Annotated in this window: 19 protein-coding genes; 8 read left to right on the top strand and 11 right to left on the bottom strand. The window is 67.8% G+C overall.

What is annotated here, in order from left to right; translation table 11 throughout:
- Positions 1–780 (top strand): succinate dehydrogenase iron-sulfur subunit, encoded by a 780-nt coding sequence (locus B6K69_RS07585; protein WP_107674654.1) that lies wholly within the window; start codon positions 1–3, stop codon positions 778–780.
- A gap of 54 nt (positions 781–834) precedes the next feature.
- Here the strand turns inward: B6K69_RS07585 and mtnA are convergent, their stop codons facing one another.
- The 3 genes from mtnA to B6K69_RS07565 all read right to left on the bottom strand — a co-directional run bounded on the left by mtnA (position 835) and on the right by B6K69_RS07565 (position 4,596).
- A complete protein-coding gene (gene mtnA, locus B6K69_RS07580; RefSeq protein ID WP_108643350.1) occupies positions 835–1,923 on the bottom strand; it encodes an S-methyl-5-thioribose-1-phosphate isomerase in 1,089 nt (362 codons plus the stop codon).
- Positions 1,924–2,296: 373 nt separating this feature from the next.
- The gene (locus B6K69_RS07570) at positions 2,297–3,280 is read right to left on the bottom strand and encodes an aldo/keto reductase (RefSeq protein ID WP_108643348.1); all 984 of its coding nucleotides are present in this window, start codon (positions 3,278–3,280) and stop codon (positions 2,297–2,299) included.
- Positions 3,277–4,596 carry a serine hydroxymethyltransferase gene (locus B6K69_RS07565; protein ID WP_108643347.1) on the bottom strand — a complete coding sequence of 440 codons (1,320 nt, stop codon included), beginning with the start codon at positions 4,594–4,596 and terminating at the stop codon, positions 3,277–3,279. Before B6K69_RS07565 ends, B6K69_RS07570 begins: the two co-directional genes overlap by 4 nt.
- An 89-nt stretch (positions 4,597–4,685) precedes the next feature.
- Between B6K69_RS07565 and B6K69_RS07560 the strand changes: the two genes are divergently transcribed.
- Entirely contained in the window at positions 4,686–5,555 is an 870-nt protein-coding gene (locus B6K69_RS07560) for a LysR family transcriptional regulator (protein WP_108643346.1), read from the top strand.
- On the opposite strand, the gene deoD is transcribed toward B6K69_RS07560, so the two are convergent.
- The 5 genes from deoD to B6K69_RS07535 all read right to left on the bottom strand — a co-directional run bounded on the left by deoD (position 5,552) and on the right by B6K69_RS07535 (position 9,750).
- The gene (deoD, locus tag B6K69_RS07555; protein WP_107672197.1) at positions 5,552–6,253 is read right to left on the bottom strand and encodes a purine-nucleoside phosphorylase; all 702 of its coding nucleotides are present in this window, start codon (positions 6,251–6,253) and stop codon (positions 5,552–5,554) included. The two genes, B6K69_RS07560 and deoD, sit on opposite strands and share 4 nt — an antisense overlap.
- Before the next feature lie 147 nt (positions 6,254–6,400).
- Positions 6,401–6,763 carry a DUF1127 domain-containing protein gene (locus tag B6K69_RS07550; RefSeq protein ID WP_107672198.1) on the bottom strand — a complete coding sequence of 121 codons (363 nt, stop codon included), beginning with the start codon at positions 6,761–6,763 and terminating at the stop codon, positions 6,401–6,403.
- Between the two features lie 108 nt (positions 6,764–6,871).
- Entirely contained in the window at positions 6,872–7,324 is a 453-nt protein-coding gene (locus B6K69_RS07545; RefSeq protein WP_108643345.1) for a hypothetical protein, read from the bottom strand.
- A complete protein-coding gene (locus B6K69_RS07540) occupies positions 7,321–7,722 on the bottom strand; it encodes a hypothetical protein (RefSeq protein ID WP_108643344.1) in 402 nt (133 codons plus the stop codon). Before B6K69_RS07540 ends, B6K69_RS07545 begins: the two co-directional genes overlap by 4 nt.
- Positions 7,723–7,794: 72 nt before the next feature.
- Positions 7,795–9,750 carry a protein meaA gene (locus B6K69_RS07535; RefSeq protein WP_108643343.1) on the bottom strand — a complete coding sequence of 652 codons (1,956 nt, stop codon included), beginning with the start codon at positions 9,748–9,750 and terminating at the stop codon, positions 7,795–7,797.
- Between the two features lie 189 nt (positions 9,751–9,939).
- Here B6K69_RS07535 and B6K69_RS07530 point away from each other — a divergent pair, with 189 nt between their 5' ends.
- The 5 genes from B6K69_RS07530 (at position 9,940) to B6K69_RS07510 (ending at position 14,955) form a co-directional block, all read left to right on the top strand.
- Positions 9,940–11,286: a 1-acyl-sn-glycerol-3-phosphate acyltransferase gene (locus B6K69_RS07530; protein ID WP_108643342.1), complete on the top strand. Its 1,347-nt coding sequence runs from the start codon at positions 9,940–9,942 to the stop codon at positions 11,284–11,286.
- A 136-nt stretch (positions 11,287–11,422) separates the two neighbouring features.
- A complete protein-coding gene (ccrA, locus tag B6K69_RS07525; RefSeq protein WP_108643341.1) occupies positions 11,423–12,715 on the top strand; it encodes a crotonyl-CoA carboxylase/reductase in 1,293 nt (430 codons plus the stop codon).
- 160 nt (positions 12,716–12,875) lie between these two features.
- Complete coding sequence (locus B6K69_RS07520) at positions 12,876–13,061, top strand: hypothetical protein (RefSeq protein ID WP_108643340.1); 186 nt, start codon at positions 12,876–12,878, stop codon at positions 13,059–13,061.
- 69 nt (positions 13,062–13,130) lie between these two features.
- Positions 13,131–14,657 (top strand): ATP-dependent DNA helicase, encoded by a 1,527-nt coding sequence (locus B6K69_RS07515; protein ID WP_108643339.1) that lies wholly within the window; start codon positions 13,131–13,133, stop codon positions 14,655–14,657.
- Positions 14,658–14,718: 61 nt separating this feature from the next.
- Positions 14,719–14,955 carry an Lrp/AsnC ligand binding domain-containing protein gene (locus B6K69_RS07510; RefSeq protein ID WP_107672206.1) on the top strand — a complete coding sequence of 79 codons (237 nt, stop codon included), beginning with the start codon at positions 14,719–14,721 and terminating at the stop codon, positions 14,953–14,955.
- Between the two features lie 74 nt (positions 14,956–15,029).
- Here B6K69_RS07510 and B6K69_RS07505 read toward each other — a convergent pair whose 3' ends face one another.
- Positions 15,030–16,091 carry a quinone-dependent dihydroorotate dehydrogenase gene (locus B6K69_RS07505; RefSeq protein WP_108643338.1) on the bottom strand — a complete coding sequence of 354 codons (1,062 nt, stop codon included), beginning with the start codon at positions 16,089–16,091 and terminating at the stop codon, positions 15,030–15,032.
- Positions 16,088–16,426, bottom strand: coding sequence for a DUF952 domain-containing protein (locus B6K69_RS07500; protein ID WP_107672422.1), 339 nt, complete (start codon positions 16,424–16,426; stop codon positions 16,088–16,090). The genes B6K69_RS07505 and B6K69_RS07500 overlap by 4 nt, the downstream gene beginning before the upstream one ends.
- A gap of 155 nt (positions 16,427–16,581) precedes the next feature.
- On the opposite strand from B6K69_RS07500, the gene B6K69_RS07495 reads away from it, so the two are divergent.
- On the top strand, positions 16,582–18,180 hold the full coding sequence (locus B6K69_RS07495; RefSeq protein WP_108643337.1) for a bifunctional metallophosphatase/5'-nucleotidase: 1,599 nt from the start codon (positions 16,582–16,584) through the stop codon (positions 18,178–18,180).
- A gap of 78 nt (positions 18,181–18,258) precedes the next feature.
- On the opposite strand, the gene B6K69_RS07490 is transcribed toward B6K69_RS07495, so the two are convergent.
- Positions 18,259–19,161, bottom strand: a complete 903-nt coding sequence (locus tag B6K69_RS07490; RefSeq protein ID WP_108644834.1) for a choline/ethanolamine kinase family protein — start codon at positions 19,159–19,161, stop codon at positions 18,259–18,261.
- Positions 19,162–19,221: the final 60 nt, after the last annotated feature.

Raw genomic sequence — 19,221 nt, 5'->3', positions numbered from 1 at the left:
ATGGTCCAGTTGACCCTGCCCAAGAATTCCAAGATCCGCACCGGCAAGACCTGGCCCAAGCCGGCGGGGGCAAAGAACCTGCGCACCTTCCGCATCTACCGCTGGTCGCCGGATGATGGCGAAAACCCGCGGATCGACACCTATTTCGTCGATATGGATAGCTGCGGCCCGATGGTTCTGGACGCGCTGATCAAGATCAAGAACGAGATCGACCCGACGCTGACCTTCCGCCGGTCCTGCCGCGAAGGCATCTGCGGGTCTTGCGCGATGAACATCGACGGCATCAACACGCTGGCCTGCATCTATGGTCTGGACGAGATCAAGGGCGACGTGAAGATCTATCCGCTGCCGCATATGGAAGTGGTCAAGGATCTGATCCCCGACCTGACCCATTTCTATGCCCAGCACGCCAGCATCATGCCCTGGTTGGAAACCAAGACCAACCGCCCCGGCAAGGAATGGAAACAGTCCATCGCCGACCGCAAGAAGCTGGACGGTCTTTATGAATGTGTGATGTGCGCCTCGTGCAGCACATCCTGCCCCAGCTACTGGTGGAACAGCGACCGCTACCTTGGCCCGGCGGCCCTGCTGCACGCCTATCGCTGGATCATCGACAGCCGGGATGAGGCGACCGGGCGGCGTCTGGATGCGCTGGAAGACCCGTTCAAGGTTTACCGCTGCCACACCATCATGAACTGCACCAAGACCTGCCCCAAGGGGCTGAACCCGGCCAAGGCGATTGCCGAGATCAAGAAGATGATGCTGGACCGGGTGATCTGATCCCCGGCCCGGTTCTGAGGGAGGAAGGCCGCACCCGCAGGGGCGCGGCCTTTTTCATTGCTGGGCAAGGTCGGGGAACATCGCCCGCAGCGCGTTAGGGTTGGCCGCGCAGACGCCGCGTTCGGTGATCAGCCCGGTTACCAGCGTGGCGGGCGTCACGTCGAAGGCGGGGTTCACCGCGCCTGTGCCAGTGGGAGAGATGCGGACCTGAACGATCCGCCCTTCCGGGTCCAGCCCCTGCACATGCGTCACCTCGGCGGGGCTGCGTTCCTCGATCGGGATTTCCGCCACCCCGTCTTTCACCCGCCAGTCGATGGTGGGCGAGGGCAGGGCAACATAGAACGGCACGCCATTCGCCCGCGCCGCCAGCGCCTTGAGATAGGTGCCGATCTTGTTGCAGACATCGCCGTTTGCGGTGGTGCGGTCGGTGCCGACGATCACCATGTCCACCTGCCCGTGCTGCATCAGATGGCCGCCGGCATTGTCCACGATCAGGCTGTGTGGCACGCCATGGGCGTTCAGTTCCCATGCGGTGATCTGCGCGCCCTGATTGCGGGGGCGGGTTTCATCCACCCAGACATGCACGTCGATCCCGTCATTATGGGCGTGGTAGATGGGCGAGGTGGCGGTGCCCCAGTCCACCGTGGCGGGCCAGCCGGCGTTGCAATGGGTCAGGATGTTCACCCGCCCGCCCTTGCGCGCGGCGATGGCCTTGATCAGCGCCAGCCCGTGCAGGCCGATCTGGCGGTTCAGCTCCACATCCTCATCGGCAATCGCATCGGCCAGCGCCAGCGCGGCGGCGGCGCGATCGGCGGCGGGCAGGGGGGCCAACGCCGCGCGCATCCGGTCCAGCGCCCAGCGAAGGTTGATCGCGGTGGGGCGGGTTTCGTGCAGCACCTGCCAGTGATCGTCCAGCGCGCTGTCTGACGCATCCGCCCGCAGCGCCACCGCCATGCCATAGGCCGCCGTCGCCCCGATCAGCGGCGCGCCGCGCACCCACATGTCGCGGATCGCGGTGGCAAAGGCCGCACGGTCGGGCAGGGCCACCACCCGCACCTCATGCGGCAGCCAGCGCTGGTCGATGATCCTGACCGTCTCGCCCTCGCGCCAGATGGAGCGGAAGGGGGTGCCGTCGATCTTCATGGGGGCCTCCGGGTCTGGGACGGGGCGATTTAGAGCCGCCCCTTGCCGGGCTGCAAGGGGTTCCGCCCGCGCGGGGGGCGTGGCAGAACCGCGCGATGCTGATCCTGCTGCCGGTTCTTCTGGTGGCGGTGCTGGTCTGGATGTGGATCACCCGCCGCAATTCCACCCTGACGCGCGCCTGCCGCTGGCGCCGCGACCGGCGCCGGGCCGAAGATGCCTGGCGCTGTGCCGCCTGCGGCGCAACGGCCCGCGGGCCCGAGCCGCGCGATTGCCTGCGCCCGCCGCGCGGCCCTGCGCCCGGTGCGGGGCCGGGCACGGGGGGCCTTCCGCCCCCCGGACCCCCCCGAGGGTATTTGGGCCAAGGGGAAACGGATCAGCAGTAGCGTTCGACGGTGGCCGCCTGCGCATCGTCATAACGGTCACCCCAGGCCCAGCCGACGGGCAGCAGGCGGTCAATCTCGGTCAGGTCCGCTTCGGTCAGCGCGATGTCGGGCGCGGCGGCCCAGGCCTGCAGGTGGGCGGCGCTGCGGGTGCCCGGGATGGGGATCAGGTGGTCGCCTCGCGACAGAACCCAGGCCAGCGCCAGGGCTGCGGGCGGCCAGCCGCGGGCATGGGCAAAGGCGTGGAACCCCGCCAGCCGGTCGCGGTTGTGCGGCCAGTTCCCGGCCTGAAACCGGGGGATGCGGGCGCGGAAATCGTCCGGCGCAAAGCGGGCCGGATCGGCCATCGGCGTGCCGAAGGCGCCACGGGCCAGCGGCGAGAACGGGACGAAGGCCACGCCCAGGCTGGCGCAGCGCTGGATCATCCCCAGCTCTGGCTGGCGGGTCCAGAGCGAGTATTCGTTCTGCACCGCCGTCACCGGATGCACGGCATGGGCGCGTTCCAGCGTATGCGGCGCGATTTCCGACAGGCCGTAGCCGCCGATCTTCCCCTCGTCCACCAGCCGGGACATGGTGCCGGCAACGTCCTCGATCGGGATCAGCGGGTCGTGGCGGTGGGCATAGAACAGCGCGACATGATCCATCCCCAGCCGTTTCAGCGACGCTTCCAGCTCGCGGCGCAGGTGTTCGGGCTGGTTGTCCACCCGGCGGTTCGGGTCATCGGTAAAGGCCGCCTTGGTGGCGATGGCGGGGCGGTGCGGGCGGCTGGCCAGCCAGCGCCCGATCACCGTTTCGCTGACGCCCCTGCCGTAGATATTGGCGGTGTCCAGGAAGGTGATCCCCGCCTCCCACGCGGCATCCAGCGCGGCCAGGCTGTCGGCTTCGGTCGTGGGGCCGAAGATGCCGCCGAAGGACAGGCAGCCGAACCCCAGCGCCGAGACGGTCGGGCCACCGGCCCCGAGACGGCGCTGTTTCATGCGGTCACATAATGCAGGCCCTGGAACCGGGCGCGCAGGGCGCGGGTGCGCGGGGCAACGGTTTCCGGGGCGTTCGAGCGCAGCCCTTCCGCGATCAGGGCGGCAAGGGCGGGGGCATCGGCGGGCGTCACGCCACGGCGCACCAGTTCCGGCGTGCCGATCCGCAGCCCGTTCATGTCACCCGGCACGGCGGCGATGGGCAGGCCGATGCCGCAGGCCAGGAACCCCGCCTTGCGCAGCGTCTTCGATGCCGCCTGCCCGCCGCCGAAGGCCGCCGCCTCGACCGCGAACTGGTGGCTTTGCGTGGCGCCACGGTCACCTGCGAACACCGGCAGGCCAAGTGCGGCCAACTCACGCGCCAGCGCCTGCGCCAGATCGACCATCGCCTGCGCATAGGCCCGGCCATGATCGCGCCAGTCCAGCAGCGACAGCGCCAGCGCGGCGGACTTGGCCGCGTCGAAATTGGCGGTCAGGCCGGGGAAGGCGATGGCGTCCAGCCGTTCGGCAATGCCGGCGTCATTGCTGACGATCAGCCCGCCCGCCGGGCCGCCCAGCGATTTGTAGGTGCTCATCGTCATCAGATGCGCGCCTTGCGCCAGCGGATTGGCCCAGACCCCGCCCGCAATGATGCCGCATTGATGGGCCGCGTCGAACAGCACCTTCGCGCCCACCTCATCGGCAATCGCCCGCACCTCGGCCACGGGATGCGGAAACAGGTTCAGGCTGCCGCCGGCGGTGATGATCTTCGGCCGCACCTTGTGGGCCAGCGCGCGCAAGGCGGGGATGTCCAGCGTGTAGCCGTCGCTGTCGATGGGGGCGTCATGGGAGATCAGCCCGTAAAGCCCGGCGCAGCCGGGGGCGTGGTGGGTGACATGGCCGCCGATGCTGGCGGGCGGCGCGATGATCGCATCGCCGGGTTTCGCCAGCGCCATGAAGCCGTAAAGATTGGCCAAGGCGCCGCTGGCCACGCGAATCTCGGCATGAGTGGCGCCAAAGATCTCGGCGGCCAGTTCGGCGGCGATCACCTCGATTTCCTCGATCGCCTCCAGCCCCATTTCGTATTTGTCGCCCGGATAGCCCAGCGACGGGCGCGACCCCAGCCCGCGCGCCAGCGCCGCCTCGGCCCGCGGGTTCATCACATTGGTCGCGGGGTTCAGGTTGAAACAGTCGCGGTCGTGGATGTCGAGATTGCGCGCGATCAGCGCCTCGATCCGGTCAGCGACCTGTGCGGACGGCGCGGCCACCGCGGCGGCCAGCGTCTGGATGCGGGTTTCGCAAGGGGCGGGAACCCAGGGGCGGGGGGCAAGATGGGACATGCGACACTCCTTTTTCCCGCAGGCTAGGGGGGGCGGGGGCTTGCGTGCAACCAAGTTCTGCGAAAAATTAGGGTCAGGAAAACTAAGCCATGCCCGTTGCGCCGCCGCCCCCGAAAAGCCTGCCCCTGACCGCGCTGCGGGCCTTCGAGGCGGCGGCGCGGCTGGGCGGGTTCACGGCCGCCGCCGCCGAGCTGGGGGTGACGCCGGGGGCGGTGACGGCGCATGTGAAGGCGCTGGAAGAGGGGCTGGGGGCCGCCCTGTTCGAGCGGCAGTCCAAGGGGGTGCGGCTGACGGCCCTGGGCGCGGCCGCGGCGGGCGGTTTCACCGAAGCCTTCGATGCGCTTGCCCGGGCCGAGGCGGTGCTGCGGGCGCGGGCGGCGCCGCAGGTCGTGCATGTGGCCACGCTGCCGGCGATTGCGCAGTTGTGGCTGTCGCCGCGGCTGCCGGCGCTGCGGGCGGCGGCGCCCGAGATTTCGGTGTCGATCACGGCGCTAGAAGCCCCGCCGAACCTGAAGCGCGCGCCCTATGACCTGAGCCTGTTCCCCGCGGCCACGGGCGGGCGGCTGGTGGCGGTGGATGCGGTGTTTCCGGTCTGCGCGCCGGCGCTGGCCGACCGGCTGCGCCGCCCCGAGGATCTGGCGGCGGTGCCCTGCCTGTCGGATGCGGCCTGGGCCGGCGACTGGGATCTGTGGCTTGCGGCGGCCGGGGTTGCACTGCGGCCGCGCGGCCCGGTGTTTTCCCTGTATGCGCTGGCGGTGGAAGAGGCGGTCAACGGCGCCGGGGTGCTGATGGGCCATGCCGCGCTTGTCGCGGACCATCTGGCCCGCGGCAGGCTGATTGCGCCGTTTCCCCAACGGGTTGCGCTGCCGCAGGGGTTGCGGCTGTGGTCGGCCCGGCCCATGCCCCGGGGCAGCGCGGTTGCCCGTGTGGTTGAGGAACTGTCGCGCGGCGCGCCTTAGGCGAAGGCGGCCTCCAGCGCGATGTCCACCATGGCGCCGAAGCTGGTTTCGCGGTCGGCGGCGGGCAGGGCTTCGTCGGTCAGGATATGGTCGGAAATGGTCAGCACGGCCAGCGCCCGCGCACCGTAGCGGGCGGCCAGCGTGTAAAGCTCGGCCGCTTCCATTTCCACGGCAAGGCAGCCATGGCGCTGAAGCTGGTCGAACAGATCGTTGCGTTCATTGTAGAACGTATCCGAGGAATGGATCATCCCGACATGGGTTGTGGCCTTGCCCTGTGCCGCCTTGTGGGCCGCGGCCAGCAGGTCGAAACTGGCCGTGGGGGCGAACTGCATCTCGCGGAAGATCGTTGACGATGGCGTATGCGTGGTCGAGGACGCCATGGCCAGCACCACGTCGCGCACCTTGACATGCGGTTGCAGCGCGCCGGCCGATCCGATGCGGATCAGCGTCTTGGCCCCGTAATCGCGGATCAGCTCATTGGCATAGATCGACATCGACGGCATCCCCATGCCGGTGCCGTGGATGGTGACGCGATGCCCGCGCCAGGTGCCGGTATAGCCCAGCATCCCGCGCACCTCGTTCACCAGAACCGGGTTTTCCAGGAACTTCTGCGCGGCCCAGCGGGCGCGGTAGGGGTCGCCCGGCAACAGCACGGTTTCGGCAATATCGCCGGGTTTGGCACCGATATGAAAGGTCATCTCTTCTCCCTGCGGCCCGAAGGCCCTGACCCAAGGGCGGGCGAGGATTCCCCGGCCGCGCCCCTGGCTGTTGTCCCGCGCCCCCGGTCAGGGGCGCGATCCGGCGCATCAAAGCGGGACGCGGGCGCAGGTGCAAGGGGGGCCGGATCAGGCCGCGACGGCCTCGGCAAGTTCGTGGAAGCTGCGGGCGTTGCGGCAGAAGCTGCAATCGCCGGGGCGGCTCAGATCGCCCTTGGCCAGCGCCAGCTTGCAGGCGCCGCGGTCGCCGCAGGTGCAGCAGGTTTCCAGAAGTTCCAGATAAAGCGCATGGTCGCGCTGCACCTGATCTTCCGGGATGCCGAAAATCTCGGCCATGGCAAGCACGCGGTCGGGCACATCCTGCGGGATGCAGACAAAGGCGCGCATCTGTTCGCGGGTAACGCCAAGATCGTCGAGTTCATGGTCAGACATCGCCTCGACTTCGCTAAGCTCCTGCCAGCGTTCGATCATGGCCTTGATGCGTTCGAACATGGTCCTGCTCCTTGAGAGTTCTGTTCTGTGGGCAGGACCATGGCAGAGCCGGCTGCCGGCGGCCTTGATCTGGGGCAAGGGAAGGCGGGCTGCGGCGGCGGGTCGCGGTCAGGGGGCAGGCCCGGCCGGGACCAGCGATTCCGTCGCCCTGTCCCAGACCAGCCGGAAGGTGGTGTCTTCTGGCAGGTTCATCAGTTGCCCCGCCTTGGTGACCACCAGAGCCTGCCGGTCGTCATCGGGTTCAAGCGACCAGTCAAGCACAACCAGGCTGAGTTCGTTCTGGTCCACGAAGACGGTCAGTTCGCAGCCGATGCCGTCGGCACAGAACATGTGCGGGGCGGTTGAACAGGACAGTCTGGCGCTGTCGAGCAGAAGGTCGGGCGTGTCGCCGCCGGACAGATGGGCCTCTTGCACGGCATCGGGGCCGATGGTCAGCGTGCCGCCCTGCCCGGTGCAGGCGGACCAGTGATAGTCAAGCAGCCCCTGCAGGGCCGGCGGGTAGGGCGTTTCGGCCAGGGCCGGAGCGGCCAGCACGGCAAGGACCGGCGCGAAGCGGATCATTGCAGTTGCCAGTCGCGGCCGGTCCACAGGAAGCGCACCGTTTCCCCCTGGTCATTCGGTGCGGTCAGGTAGGTCTGCCCGCCTTCGGTCACGGTGCCCCAGTCGTGCAACAGAAGATCGCCGCGCTGCCCGTCTATCAGGGTGGTGACGCCACAGCCCGCGCTGCCGCAGTAAAGCGTCGCCGTGGTCGGGCAAGAGAAGGCGCCGGTGTCCACGACCCAGTCATCGGTGCCATCGCCGTTCAGGTCGGCCTGCGAAACCGCGCCTTCGCGCAACTCGACCGTGCCGTCGCAAAGGCCGGCGGCCTCATCGACCACGGCCTGCACATCGGCCGGCAGATCCCCCGCGGCGGCCGCAGTGGCAACAAGGGACAGGGCAAGCAGGGAAAACCGCAACATGGGCGCACCTTCAGGTTTGAACGCCCGCTCACGGTACCCCCCCGAACGCCGCCACGCGAGGGCAGGAATTCCCTATTCCGCCGCCACCGGCTGCGGATCGACCAGACCCACGATGTCCAGCATGATGCGGTTCAGCTCAAAGTCCTTGGGCGTGTAGACGGCCGCCACGCCCATGCCGCGCAGGGTTTCGGCGTCGTCCTCGGGGATGATGCCGCCCACGATCAGCGGCACGCTCAGCCCCGCCTTGCGCATACAGGCCAGCACTTCCGCCACCAGTGGCATATGCGACCCCGACAGGATGGACAGGCCGATGACATGCGCCTGTTCCTCGGCAGCCTTGTCCACGATCTCGGCCGGGGTCAGGCGGATGCCGTCATAGGTGATGTCCATGCCGCAATCGCGGGCGCGGGCGGCAATCTGTTCGGCGCCGTTGGAATGGCCATCCAGCCCCGGCTTGCCAACCAGGAACTTCAGCGGGCGGCCCAGCCGGGACGAGACGGCCTGCACCTGCTGGCGGATCTCGTCCAGCCCGTCGGTGCGGTTCGACGGCGCGCGGGCCACGCCGGTGGGGCCGCGGAATTCGCCGAAGGCGCGGCGCAGTTCGGCCGCCCATTCGCCGGTGGTCACCCCGGCCCGCGCGCAGGCAATCGACGCGGGCATGACATTCTCGCCCGTCGTCGCGGCCCGGCGCAGGCTGGCCAGCGCGGTGGTGACCGCCGCCGCATCGCGCCCCGCCCGCCAGTCGCGCAGCCGCGCGATCTGATCGGCCTCGGCCTGCGGGTCGGATTGCATGATGGCGCCATCGCCCGTGGTCAGCGGCGAAGGCGCGCCCTCTTTCCAGCGGTTCACGCCGACCACCGTGGTTTCCCCGGATTCGACGCGGGCGATGCGCTGGGCATTGCTCTCCACCAGACGGGCCTTCATGTAGTCGATGGCCTCGATGGCGCCGCCCATGGCGTCGATCCGGGCCAGTTCGTCCCGCGCGCCGGTTTTCAGCACCTCGACCTTGCGGTCGATGGCGGGGTTGCCGTCGAACAGGTCGTCATATTCCAGAAGGTCGGTCTCATAGGCCAGGATCTGCTGCATCCGCAGCGACCATTGCTGGTCCCAGGGCCGGGGCAGGCCAAGCGCCTCGTTCCAGGCGGGCAGTTGCACGGCGCGGGCGCGGGCCTTCTTCGACAGGGTGACGGCCAGCATTTCCAGCAGGATGCGATAGACGTTGTTTTCCGGCTGCTGCTCGGTCAGGCCCAGGCTGTTCACCTGCACACCATAGCGGAAGCGACGGGCCTTTTCATCGGTGATGCCGTAGCGGTCGCGCAGGATTTCATCCCACAGGTCCACGAAGGCGCGCATCTTGCACATTTCGGTGACGAAGCGGATGCCGGCATTCACGAAGAACGAGATGCGGCCAACCATATTGGGGAAATCGGCGGCGGGCACCTTGGTCCGCAGGTCGTCCAGCACGGCAACGGCGGTGGCCAGCGCGAAGGCCAGTTCCTGTTCCGGCGTCGCCCCGGCCTCTTGCAGATGGTAGGAACAGACGTTCATCGGGTTCCATTTCGGCAGGTGAACCCGGGTATAGGCGGCGACATCGGTGATCATGCGCAGGCTGGGCTTCGGCGGGCAGATATAGGTGCCGCGCGACAGGTATTCCTTCATCAGGTCGTTCTGGACGGTGCCCTGCAGTTTCGAGACATCGGCGCCCTGCTCCTCGGCCACGGCGATGTAAAGCGCCAGAAGCCAGGGTGCGGTGGCGTTGATCGTCATCGAGGTGTTCATCTGTTCCAGCGGGATATCGCGGAACAGCGCGCGCATGTCGCCCAGATGGCAGACCGGCACGCCGACCTTGCCCACCTCGCCCAGGGCGCGCGGATCGTCGCTGTCGTATCCGGTCTGGGTTGGCAGGTCGAAGGCGACCGACAGGCCGGTCTGCCCCTTGGCCAGATTGGTGCGGTAAAGCGCGTTCGAGGCGGCGGCGGTGGAATGGCCCGCATAGGTGCGGAAGAGCCAGGGCGCGTCTTTGGTCATGGGGGCCTCACGATTCTGCGGCGCAACATTCTTTCGTTGTGCTGGAAATAGGGGTTATTTCCTTCCAATGTCAATCGCTGCGCTGCGGCAAGCGGCGCCGGGGGTTTCACACCCCCGGACCCCCGTGGGGTATTTGGACCAAGCGGAATGAAGGATTGCCGCAAGGCGAAGATCGGATAGGCTGGGCCGATGTTCGGCTCGGTTGCGGTTCCGGTCTGGTTGCTGATCCTGATCCTTGGCTTTGCCGCGATCAGCTTTGCCACGCATTTCCTGTTTCCCTCGGTGCGCTGGTTCTTTCGCCGGCGCGCGGAGCGGGCGCTGTCGCGGCTGAATGCGCGGCTGGATCGCAAGATCGACCTGTTCAAGCTGGCGCGGCGGTCCGACATGATCGTGCGGCTGGCCTATGACGCGCGGGTGATTGCCGCAGCCCAGGCCCATGCGGCGGAAACCGGCGAGCCGGTCGAGGTGGCCTTCGAGGAAGCCCGGTCCTATGCGCGCGAAATCGTGCCGGCGTTCAGCGCCACGGTCTATTTCGGCTTTGCCACGCGGGCGGCGCGCTGGCTGTCGCGGCTGCTGTACCGGGTGCGCGTGGGCAAGCTGGCCGAGGAACTGCGCCAGATCGACCCAAGGGCGACCGTGGTCTTCGTGATGAACCACCGCTCGAACCTGGATTATGTGCTGGTGACCTGGCTGGTGTCGGAACGCAGCGCCATTTCCTATGCCGTGGGTGAATGGGCGCGGGTCTGGCCGCTGTCGGCGCTGATCCGGTCGATGGGGGCCTATTTCATTCGGCGCGGCAGCCGCAATGCGCTCTATCGCAAGGTGCTGGCCCGCTATGTGCAGATGGCCACCGAAGAGGGCATGACGCAGGCGATGTTCCCCGAAGGCGGCCTCAGTCTGGATGGCCGGGTGGGGCCGGCCAAGCTGGGGCTGATCTCCTATATCGTGGAAGGCTTCGATCCGGCGGGGCGCGATGTGGTCTTCGTGCCGGTCGGGCTGGGCTATGACCGGGTGCTGGAAGACCGCGTTCTGGTCGAGGCGGCGCAGGCCGGCGGGCGGCGGTTCCGCAACCGGCCGCTTTGGGTGGGGTTCCATGCGCTGCGCTTCCTTTGGGCGCGCTGGCGGGGCCGGACCATGGGCTTCGGCACCGCGGCGGCGGGGTTTGGGGCGCCGGTGTCGCTGCGCGACCATCTGGCGGGCGGCGGCACGGTGGAAACGCTGGGCACGGTGCTGATGCAGCGGATTGCCGGGGTGGTGCCGGTGCTGCCGGTGCCGCTGGTTGCCGCCGCGCTGGGCACGGGCGCGGCCAGCCGCGACGAACTGGCCGCCCGGGTGGCCAGCCTGACCGAGCGGTTGCAGGCGGCGGGGGCGGTGCTGAAACTGCCGCCGCAGGGCGGGCAGGCGGTGCTGGACGAAGGGCTGGTGCCGCTGATCGCGCGCGGCATCGTTACCCCCGGCTTGCAGGTCGCGCCGGGGCAGGCGGATCTGCTGGCCTTCTACGCCGCTGCGGTGCCGCAGCCGGTTTCGGTGGCGTGACCCCACGTTCTGCGCTGCGGCGGACATAAAATTTCAAAACATGCTTTGCAGCTATTGCAAAGTTGCGCGGCGAATCTTAATCCTTCGCCCAAAGCCCGCCGATTCTGCGGCGCGGCACGAATGCAGGAGATTTCCCGTGCCCTTGGATCGTCCGACCGAGATCGTGTCCTACGACGCGCCGAAAAAAGACCTGTACGAGATCGGCGAGATGCCGCCCCTCGGCCATGTGCCGGCAAACATGTATGCCTGGGCCATCCGCCGTGACCGGCACGGTCCGCCGGAAGAAGCGATGCAGCTTGAGGTCGTGCCGACCTGGAAGCTGGACAGCCATGAGGTGCTGGTTCTGGTGATGGCGGCGGGCGTCAACTACAACGGCGTCTGGGCCGGCCTGGGCGTGCCGATCAGCCCCTTCGACGGCCACAAGCAGGACTATCACATCGCCGGCTCCGATGCCTCGGGCATTGTCTGGGCGGTGGGTGACAAGGTCAAGCGCTGGAAGGTGGGCGACGAGGTCGTGATCCACTGCAACCAGGACGATGGCGATGATGAGGAATGCAACGGCGGCGACCCGATGTTTTCCCCCAGCCAGCGGATCTGGGGCTATGAAACCCATGACGGCAGCTTCAGCCAGTTCACCCGGGTGCAGGCGCAGCAACTGATGCCGCGCCCCAAGCACCTGACCTGGGAAGAAAGCGCCTGCTACACGCTGACGCTGGCCACCGCCTACCGGATGCTGTTCGGCCATGCGCCGCATGACCTGAAGCCCGGCCAGAACGTGCTGGTCTGGGGCGCTTCGGGCGGCCTTGGCTCCTATGCGATCCAGTTGGCGAATACCGCAGGCGCGAATGCCATCGGCGTCATCAGCGATGAATCCAAGCGCGACTTCGTGATGAGCCTGGGCGCCAAGGGCGTGGTCAACCGCAACGATTTCAAATGCTGGGGCCAACTGCCGAAAGTGAACAGCGAGGAATACAACACCTGGCTGAAAGAGGCGCGCCGCTTCGGCAAGGCGATCTGGGACATCACCGGCAAGGGCGTGAACGTCGACATGGTGTTCGAACACCCCGGCGAGGCGACCTTCCCGGTGTCCAGCCTGATCTGCAAGAAGGGCGGCATGGTCGTCATCTGTGCCGGTACCAGCGGCTTCAACTGCACTTTCGACGTGCGCTACATGTGGATGCACCAGAAGCGTCTGCAGGGCAGCCACTTCGCCCATCTGAAACAGGCGGCGGCGGCGAACAAGCTGATGTGTGAACGCCGGCTGGACCCCTGCATGTCGGAAGTGTTCCCCTGGGCTGAAATTCCGCGCGCACATACGCTGATGTGGAAGAACCAGCACAAGCCCGGCAACATGGCGGTGCTTGTGCAGGCCCCGCGCACCGGCCTGCGCACCTTTGAAGACACGCTGGAAGCCAGCCGCCACGACTGAGCCGGCGAAAGCCTGCCATCAACCGCCGTGGCCACCGGGCCGCGGCGGTTTTTGCTTGTGATTTCCGCAAAGTCAACGCTCAGTTGATAAATCGCGGCGGCCCTGCATTCAGAACGTGTGTTGCCCTGCCGCCAAAGGGACTTGCAGGCTCGGGGGCGCCATGCCGCATGACTGGGTGTTTGAGGTGTTGAAAGACCTGATGGTCTATGCGCAAAGAAACGACCTTCCGGCGCTGGCGGCGCGGGTGGAAGAGACGATGGCGGTGGCCGAGGCCGAGATTGCATCGCTGGGGGAAGAGGCCGCTCTGCCGCAGCGCCCGGGGCCGCACAACGGGCGCCCGCATTAGCGGCGGGCGCGGGGGGCAGGGCGGCTGCGGGGGTGGCTCTTGCCGGGCGGGTTGGCTAAGGTCGCCGCCATGGCGCGCAGCGAACTGATCCTTTCCGACGACCAGGCCGAAGCCTGGGACAGGCTGGCCGCCGAATTCGCGGGCCAGGGCATCGACATGGCCGAAGGCGCGCTATCGCCCGCGGTCGAAGGCAAGGCCATGGTGATGGCCGTGGTGGGCAAGGCCGGGTCGGGCAAGACCATGCTGCTGGGCAACCTGTACCGCGCGCTGCAAGAGGCCGGGGTTGATATCGTCTCGGCCGACTGGGAGGGGCGGCGGCGCAAGGACCGCCGGACGCTGGCCATTCTGGCCCCCACGAACAAGGCGGCATCGGTGCTGCGCCTGCGCGGCGTGCCCGCGACCACGATCCACCGCATCCTGTATACGCCGGTCTATGACCCGCAGTATGAAAAGATCGCCGAATGGCTGGCCGGGCAGGGCACGCGGCCCGTGATCGAAGGGCTGACCGATCAGGCGCTGGACCGCGCTTTTGCCTTTTATCAACAAGTGGCGTCGATTCCGGGCGCGCTGGCCGCCGCCGGCTTGAAGGGATCAGACTTCATCAAGGGATGGAAGCGCCGCGAGGAACCGCTGGACGTGGGCTTTGTCGATGAAGCCTCGATGCTGGACGAACGCCAGTTCGACGACCTGCGCGAGATCTTTCCCCGGCTGGTGCTGTTCGGTGATCCGGCCCAGTTGGCCCCTGTGGGCCAGTCGGGCGAGATGGTGTTCGACCGGATGGGCGAGACGCGCAAGCTGATCCTGCACCGCATCCACCGCCAGACGCAGGACAACCCGATCCTTGATCTGGCCCATGCGCTGGCCGATGACCGGCTGGGGTTCGAAGGCTTTGAGGAAATGATCCGTGACGCCGCGCGGCGCGACGATCGCGTTGTCTGGGCCGAACGGGTGGACGCCGACCTGATGGCGCGCAGCCCGGTGCTGGTCTGGCGCAACGTGACGCGGGTCAAGCTGATCACCGCCTTCCGCACCGCGCAGGGCGCCCCCGACTTCGACCTGATCCCCGGCGAGCCGCTGATCTGCGACGGGATCGAACTGCCGCTCAAGCACCGCAAGAAGCGCATCGACCTTGAGGCGCGCGGGCTGATCAAGGGCGCGCAGGTCATCTATCTGGGCGCCGGCAACCGCCCCGGCTTTGCCAAGCTGCATGTGCTGGGGGCCGAAGATCCGCAGCTTTCCGCCGCCTCGATCATCAAGATCGAGAAGCCGGACGAGGAAGAGCCCTTCATCCCCCATGCTGCCACCATGGGCGCGGCCTTCCTGCACGGCGCGGCGGTGACCATCCACAAGGCGCAAGGGTCGCAATGGCCCGAGGTGCAGGTCTTTGCGCCCGACCTCTGGGCCGCGGCGCAGACCGGCCGGTCCGAGGCGGGGGTGCCGCTGTGGAAGCGGCTGGCTTATGTGGCGATCACCCGCGCCGAATCGCGGCTGCACTGGGTGGTGCGCAACCGGCTGGGCCTGCCCCGGCGCCCGCTGGGGGTGGAGGATCTGCGCGGCCCGGCCCCGGCGCTGTCGCTTTCGGCCGATCAGGGCTGAGCGGGGGATTTTCCTTTCCGCGCCGGGCGGCTAGGCTGGCGCGAAGAAACGGGAGGCACTGATGGCGCTGGTCTTCGTCCAAATCCGCTGCACGCCGGGCCGGACCTATGAGGTCGCCGATGCGATCTGGGACCGCGAGGTGGTGAGCGAACTTTATTCGACATCCGGCGAATATGACCTGATCGCCAAGGTCTATATCCCCGAGGGCGAGGATGTGGGGCATTACCTGTCGTCGCGGCTGTTCGACATCGACGGCATCCAGCGCACGCTGACCACGATGACGTTCAAGGCGTTCTGACAGGGGGGCTGGCGCCGGGGCGCTGCGCCCCGGACCCCGGGGCATTTGGGCCAACTGGAAGCTGCAGGGGCCGGTCAGAGCCAGCGGGCGCGGTCGGTGCCGATGGCGCTGGCCAGCGTCTTGTGCCCGTCGCGGCGCAGCAGACCGTCCAGCCCGCGCGCGATGGCGGGGGCCAGGCTGAGGCCCTGATAGACCAGCGCGGTGTAAAGCTGCACCGCATGGGCACCGGCGCGGATCTTCGCATAGGCGTCCTCGGCGCTGGAAATGCCGCCGACGCCGATCAGGGGCATTTTTCCCCCAGTCAACTGCGACAGCCGGGCCAGCACGCGGGTCGATTTCTCGAACAGGGGCACGCCGGACAGGCCGCCGGTTTCCGAGGCATGGCGGCTGCGCAGCCCGTCGCGCGCCAGCGTGGTATTGGTGGCGATGATGCCGGACAGACCCGCCTCCTGCGCCACCCCGGCGATCTGGGCAAGCTCGTCATCGGTCAGGTCGGGGGCGATCTTCAGGAAGACCGGGATCGGCTGCGCCAGCCCGGCCCGCGCCTCCATCACGCCTTGCAGCAGGGCGGCCAGCGCGGCTGGGCCCTGCAGATCGCGCAGCTTTTCGGTGTTGGGGCTGGAGACATTGACCGTGGCGAAATCGACATGCGGGCCGCAGGTCGTCAGAACGCGGGCGAAATCGGCGGCGCGGTTTTCGCTGGTCTTGTTGGCGCCCAGGTTCAGGCCCACCGGCACCGCCGTGCGTTCGCGTTTTTCCAGCCGCGCGGCAATCGCCTCGGCCCCGTCATTGTTGAAGCCGAAGCGGTTGATGACGGCGCGGTCCTCGGCCAGCCGGAACAGGCGGGGCTGCGGGTTGCCGGGCTGCGGCAGCGGCGTGGCGGCGCCCACCTCGACAAAGCCGAAACCGGCGCGCGACAGCGGCGCCACCACCTGCGCGTTCTTGTCGAAACCGGCGGCAAGGCCGACCGGGTTCAGCAGCGGCATCCCCGCAAGCGTGCAGGCCAGCCGGGGCGAGGTGACATTGCCCGACAGCGGCGCCACGCCGATCTGCAGCGCCAGCAGCGCCAGGCGATGCGCCCGTTCCGGGTCGCGGCGTTGCAGATAGGCCAGGCCCAGACGTTCGAACAGGCTCATACCACGCCCTCGGGGAAGATATGGCCGGTGGCGCCCAGCGGCAGCGACTTGTCCCAGACCACTTCGTTGATCCGCAGCCGGCGGTAAAGATGCGGGAACAGCGCCCCCCCGCGCGAGGCTTCCCATTTCAGCGCCGCGCCAAGGGTTTCGGCGCGGAAGGCGACCAGCACAAGGTCGCTTTCGGTGGCGAACCACTTGGCGGCGGTTTCGGCCACCTGCGCGGCGGTCGAGAAATGGATGAACCCGTCGGCCAGATCGACGGGCGCACCCGCCGTTTCGCCGGCGGCGCGGAAGGCATCCCATTCGGGGCGGCGGAAGATCTTGAAGATCAGCATGGGCGGCTTTTGCCGCTTTGCCGGGGGCGGGTCAATGCTGCGCTTGGGCGCAGGCGGGGCACAGACGGGCGCGGCCCTGCCCGGGCAGGCGACCTTTGACTTGGGCGCCGGCAGCGGGCAGGCTGCTGCGGTGAACCAACACGGGAGTTTTGACGATGAAACGGTTTTGGCTTTCCACCGCGTCCCTGGCGCTGATGGCCGGGGCGGCGCAGGCGGATTACACGCTGAACATCCTTCACATCAACGATTTCCACAGCCGGGTCGAGGCGGTGAACAAGTATGATTCGACCTGTTCCGCCGAAGAGGCGGCGGCGAACGAATGTTTCGGCGGCATCGCGCGGGTGAAGGCCAAGGTCGATGAACTGCGCAGCGGCATCAAGGCCGCGGGCGGCAATGTCATCGTGCTGGATGCGGGCGACCAGTATCAGGGCAGCCTGTTCTACACCACCTACAAGGCCGATCTGGTGGCCGAACTGGTGGCCGATTACGCACCCGACGTGATGGCGCTGGGCAACCACGAATTCGACGACGGCCCCGAGGGGCTGGAGCCGTTTCTGGACAAGGTGGGCATCCCGGTCATTTCCGGCAACATCGACGTCAGCCAGTCGAACGTGCTGAAGGGCAAGGTGAAGAACCATGTCGTGCTTGAGGTGGGTGGCGAGAAGATCGGCATCATCTCGGCGCTGGCGACCGACACGCCGGAAACCGCCAGCCCGGGCCCCAGCGTGATCTTCCAGGATGACATCGACAGCCTGAAGGCCGATGTCGCCGCGCTTGAGGCCGAGGGCGTGACCAAGATCATCGCGCTGACCCATGTCGGCTATAACCGCGACAAGGAAATTGCCGCGGCGGTGCCGGGCATCGACGCGGTGGTCGGCGGGCACAGCCACACCTTCCTGTCGGCGCGTGATCCCAAGCGGGCCGGTCCTTACCCGACCTGGATCACCCGGGGCGAGGGCGATCTGGTGCCGGTGGTGCAGGCCTATGCCTATTCCAAGTATCTGGGCCATCTGGTCCTGACCTTTGATGACGCGGGCAAGCTGAAATTCGCGGAAGGCGACACGATCTTGCTGGATTCCAGCGTCACCCCCGATGCCAAGCTGGAAGCGCGGGTCAAGGAACTGGCCGGCCCGATCGAGGAGCTGAAGGCCAAGGTCGTGGCCGAAAGCACGGCCGCCATCGACGGCAGCCGCGACACCTGCCGCGCGGTGGAATGTGCCATGGGCAACCTGGTGGCCGATGCCATGCTGGACCGGGTCAAGGATCAGGGCGTGACCATCGCCATCGCCAATGGCGGCGGCCTGCGCGCCAGCATCGACGCCGGCCCCGTGACCATGGGCGAGGTGCTGACCGTGCTTCCGTTCCAGAACACCCTGTCCACCTTCGAGGTGGACGGGGCTGCGGTGATCGCCGCGCTGGAAAACGGCGTCAGCCAGCTTGAAGACGGCGCGGGCCGCTTTGCCCAGGTGGCCGGGCTGAAATACACCTTCGATCCGGCCGCCCCGGCGGGCGCGCGGGTGTCGGATGTGCTGGTTCAGGGCGCCGATGGCACCTGGGGCCCCATCGACCCGGCCGCAACCTACAAGCTGGTGTCGAACAACTATGTCCGGGGCGGTGGCGACGGCTTCAAGATGTTCGTCAACGCGGCCAACGCCTATGACTTCGGCCCCGATCTGGCGGATGTCACCGCCGAATATATGGCCAAGGTCGGCCCCTACACGCCCTATACCGACGGGCGCATCACCCGGAAGTAAGGGCTTCGGCTGAAAGCGAAGGGCCGTCCGCCAACGCGGGCGGCCCTTTGTATTGGGGCATGGCTTGGCCGGGCCGCCTCAACCCGCCACTGCCGCCAGGTGGCGGGCAAAACCGGGGCTGGCCATCAGGGCGCGGCAGCGGGCGAAGCGGGTGTCGGCATAGCTGCGGAAATCGTCGGCGGGGTTGCCGTTCGCAAGCTGGATCAGGCCCCACAGTGTCCAGAGCAGGTCGCACATCGCCTTGTAGATCACCATCCGCCCCATGTCGCGGGGGGAGGGCGGTGCGCCGAAATAGGCCTGCATCATCTCGGCCTCCTGTTCCGCATCGAAACCGGCCTCGACCGACAGGTCGCCCAGATCCCACATCGGATCGTTCATGCCGGAATATTCCCAGTCCACCACCCACATGGTTTCGCCGGTGTCCAGGAAGTTCTCGCAGAGCGGATCGCAATGGCAGGGCGCCTGCGGCAGCGGATGCGCGGCCAGCGCGGCGCGCACCGCCCCCGCTTCGGCCAGCACGTCATGATAGCCTTCGGGCAGCGCCACCTCCTTGCCAGACAGCAGGCGCAGGTAATCGTCGATCATGGCGAACAGCTCGAACCGCGCGGGGAAGACCGCGCCTGACGCGTGCAGCCGGGCAAAGGCGCGGGCGGCACGGGCGGGGCTGCCGGGGCGGGCACGGAACCCCTCGGGCGACATGGTGACGGTGCCGGGGATGAAGCGCGTGATCATCAGCCCGCTGGCCGGATCGGCATGAACCACCTCGGGGCTGACCCCGGCCGCGGCGGCGGCGCGGGCGGCGGCGGCCTCGTTCCTGCGGTCGATGTATTCCTCGGTCCCGTGGCCCGGCAGGCGCAGCACCAGATCGCCCAGCCGGTACACCCGGTTCGTCAGCCCGCCCATCCGTTCCGGCATGTCCGTTGCCCCGGCCAGCACGGGAAGTTCGCGGATCAGTCGGGCAATGTCTTCGGTGTCGCTCATGGGTGTCTCCGGGCCGGTTCGGGGGTGCGTTCCGTGCGAAAGGTTATACTCTTCGCCGCA

The sequence above is a fragment of the Pseudogemmobacter blasticus genome, assembly GCF_003071405.1.
Taxonomy (GTDB): Bacteria; Pseudomonadota; Alphaproteobacteria; order Rhodobacterales; family Rhodobacteraceae; genus Pseudogemmobacter; species Pseudogemmobacter blasticus.
Note: the sequence above shows the minus strand (reverse complement) of the source record. Positions and strands in the feature narration are given on the sequence as shown.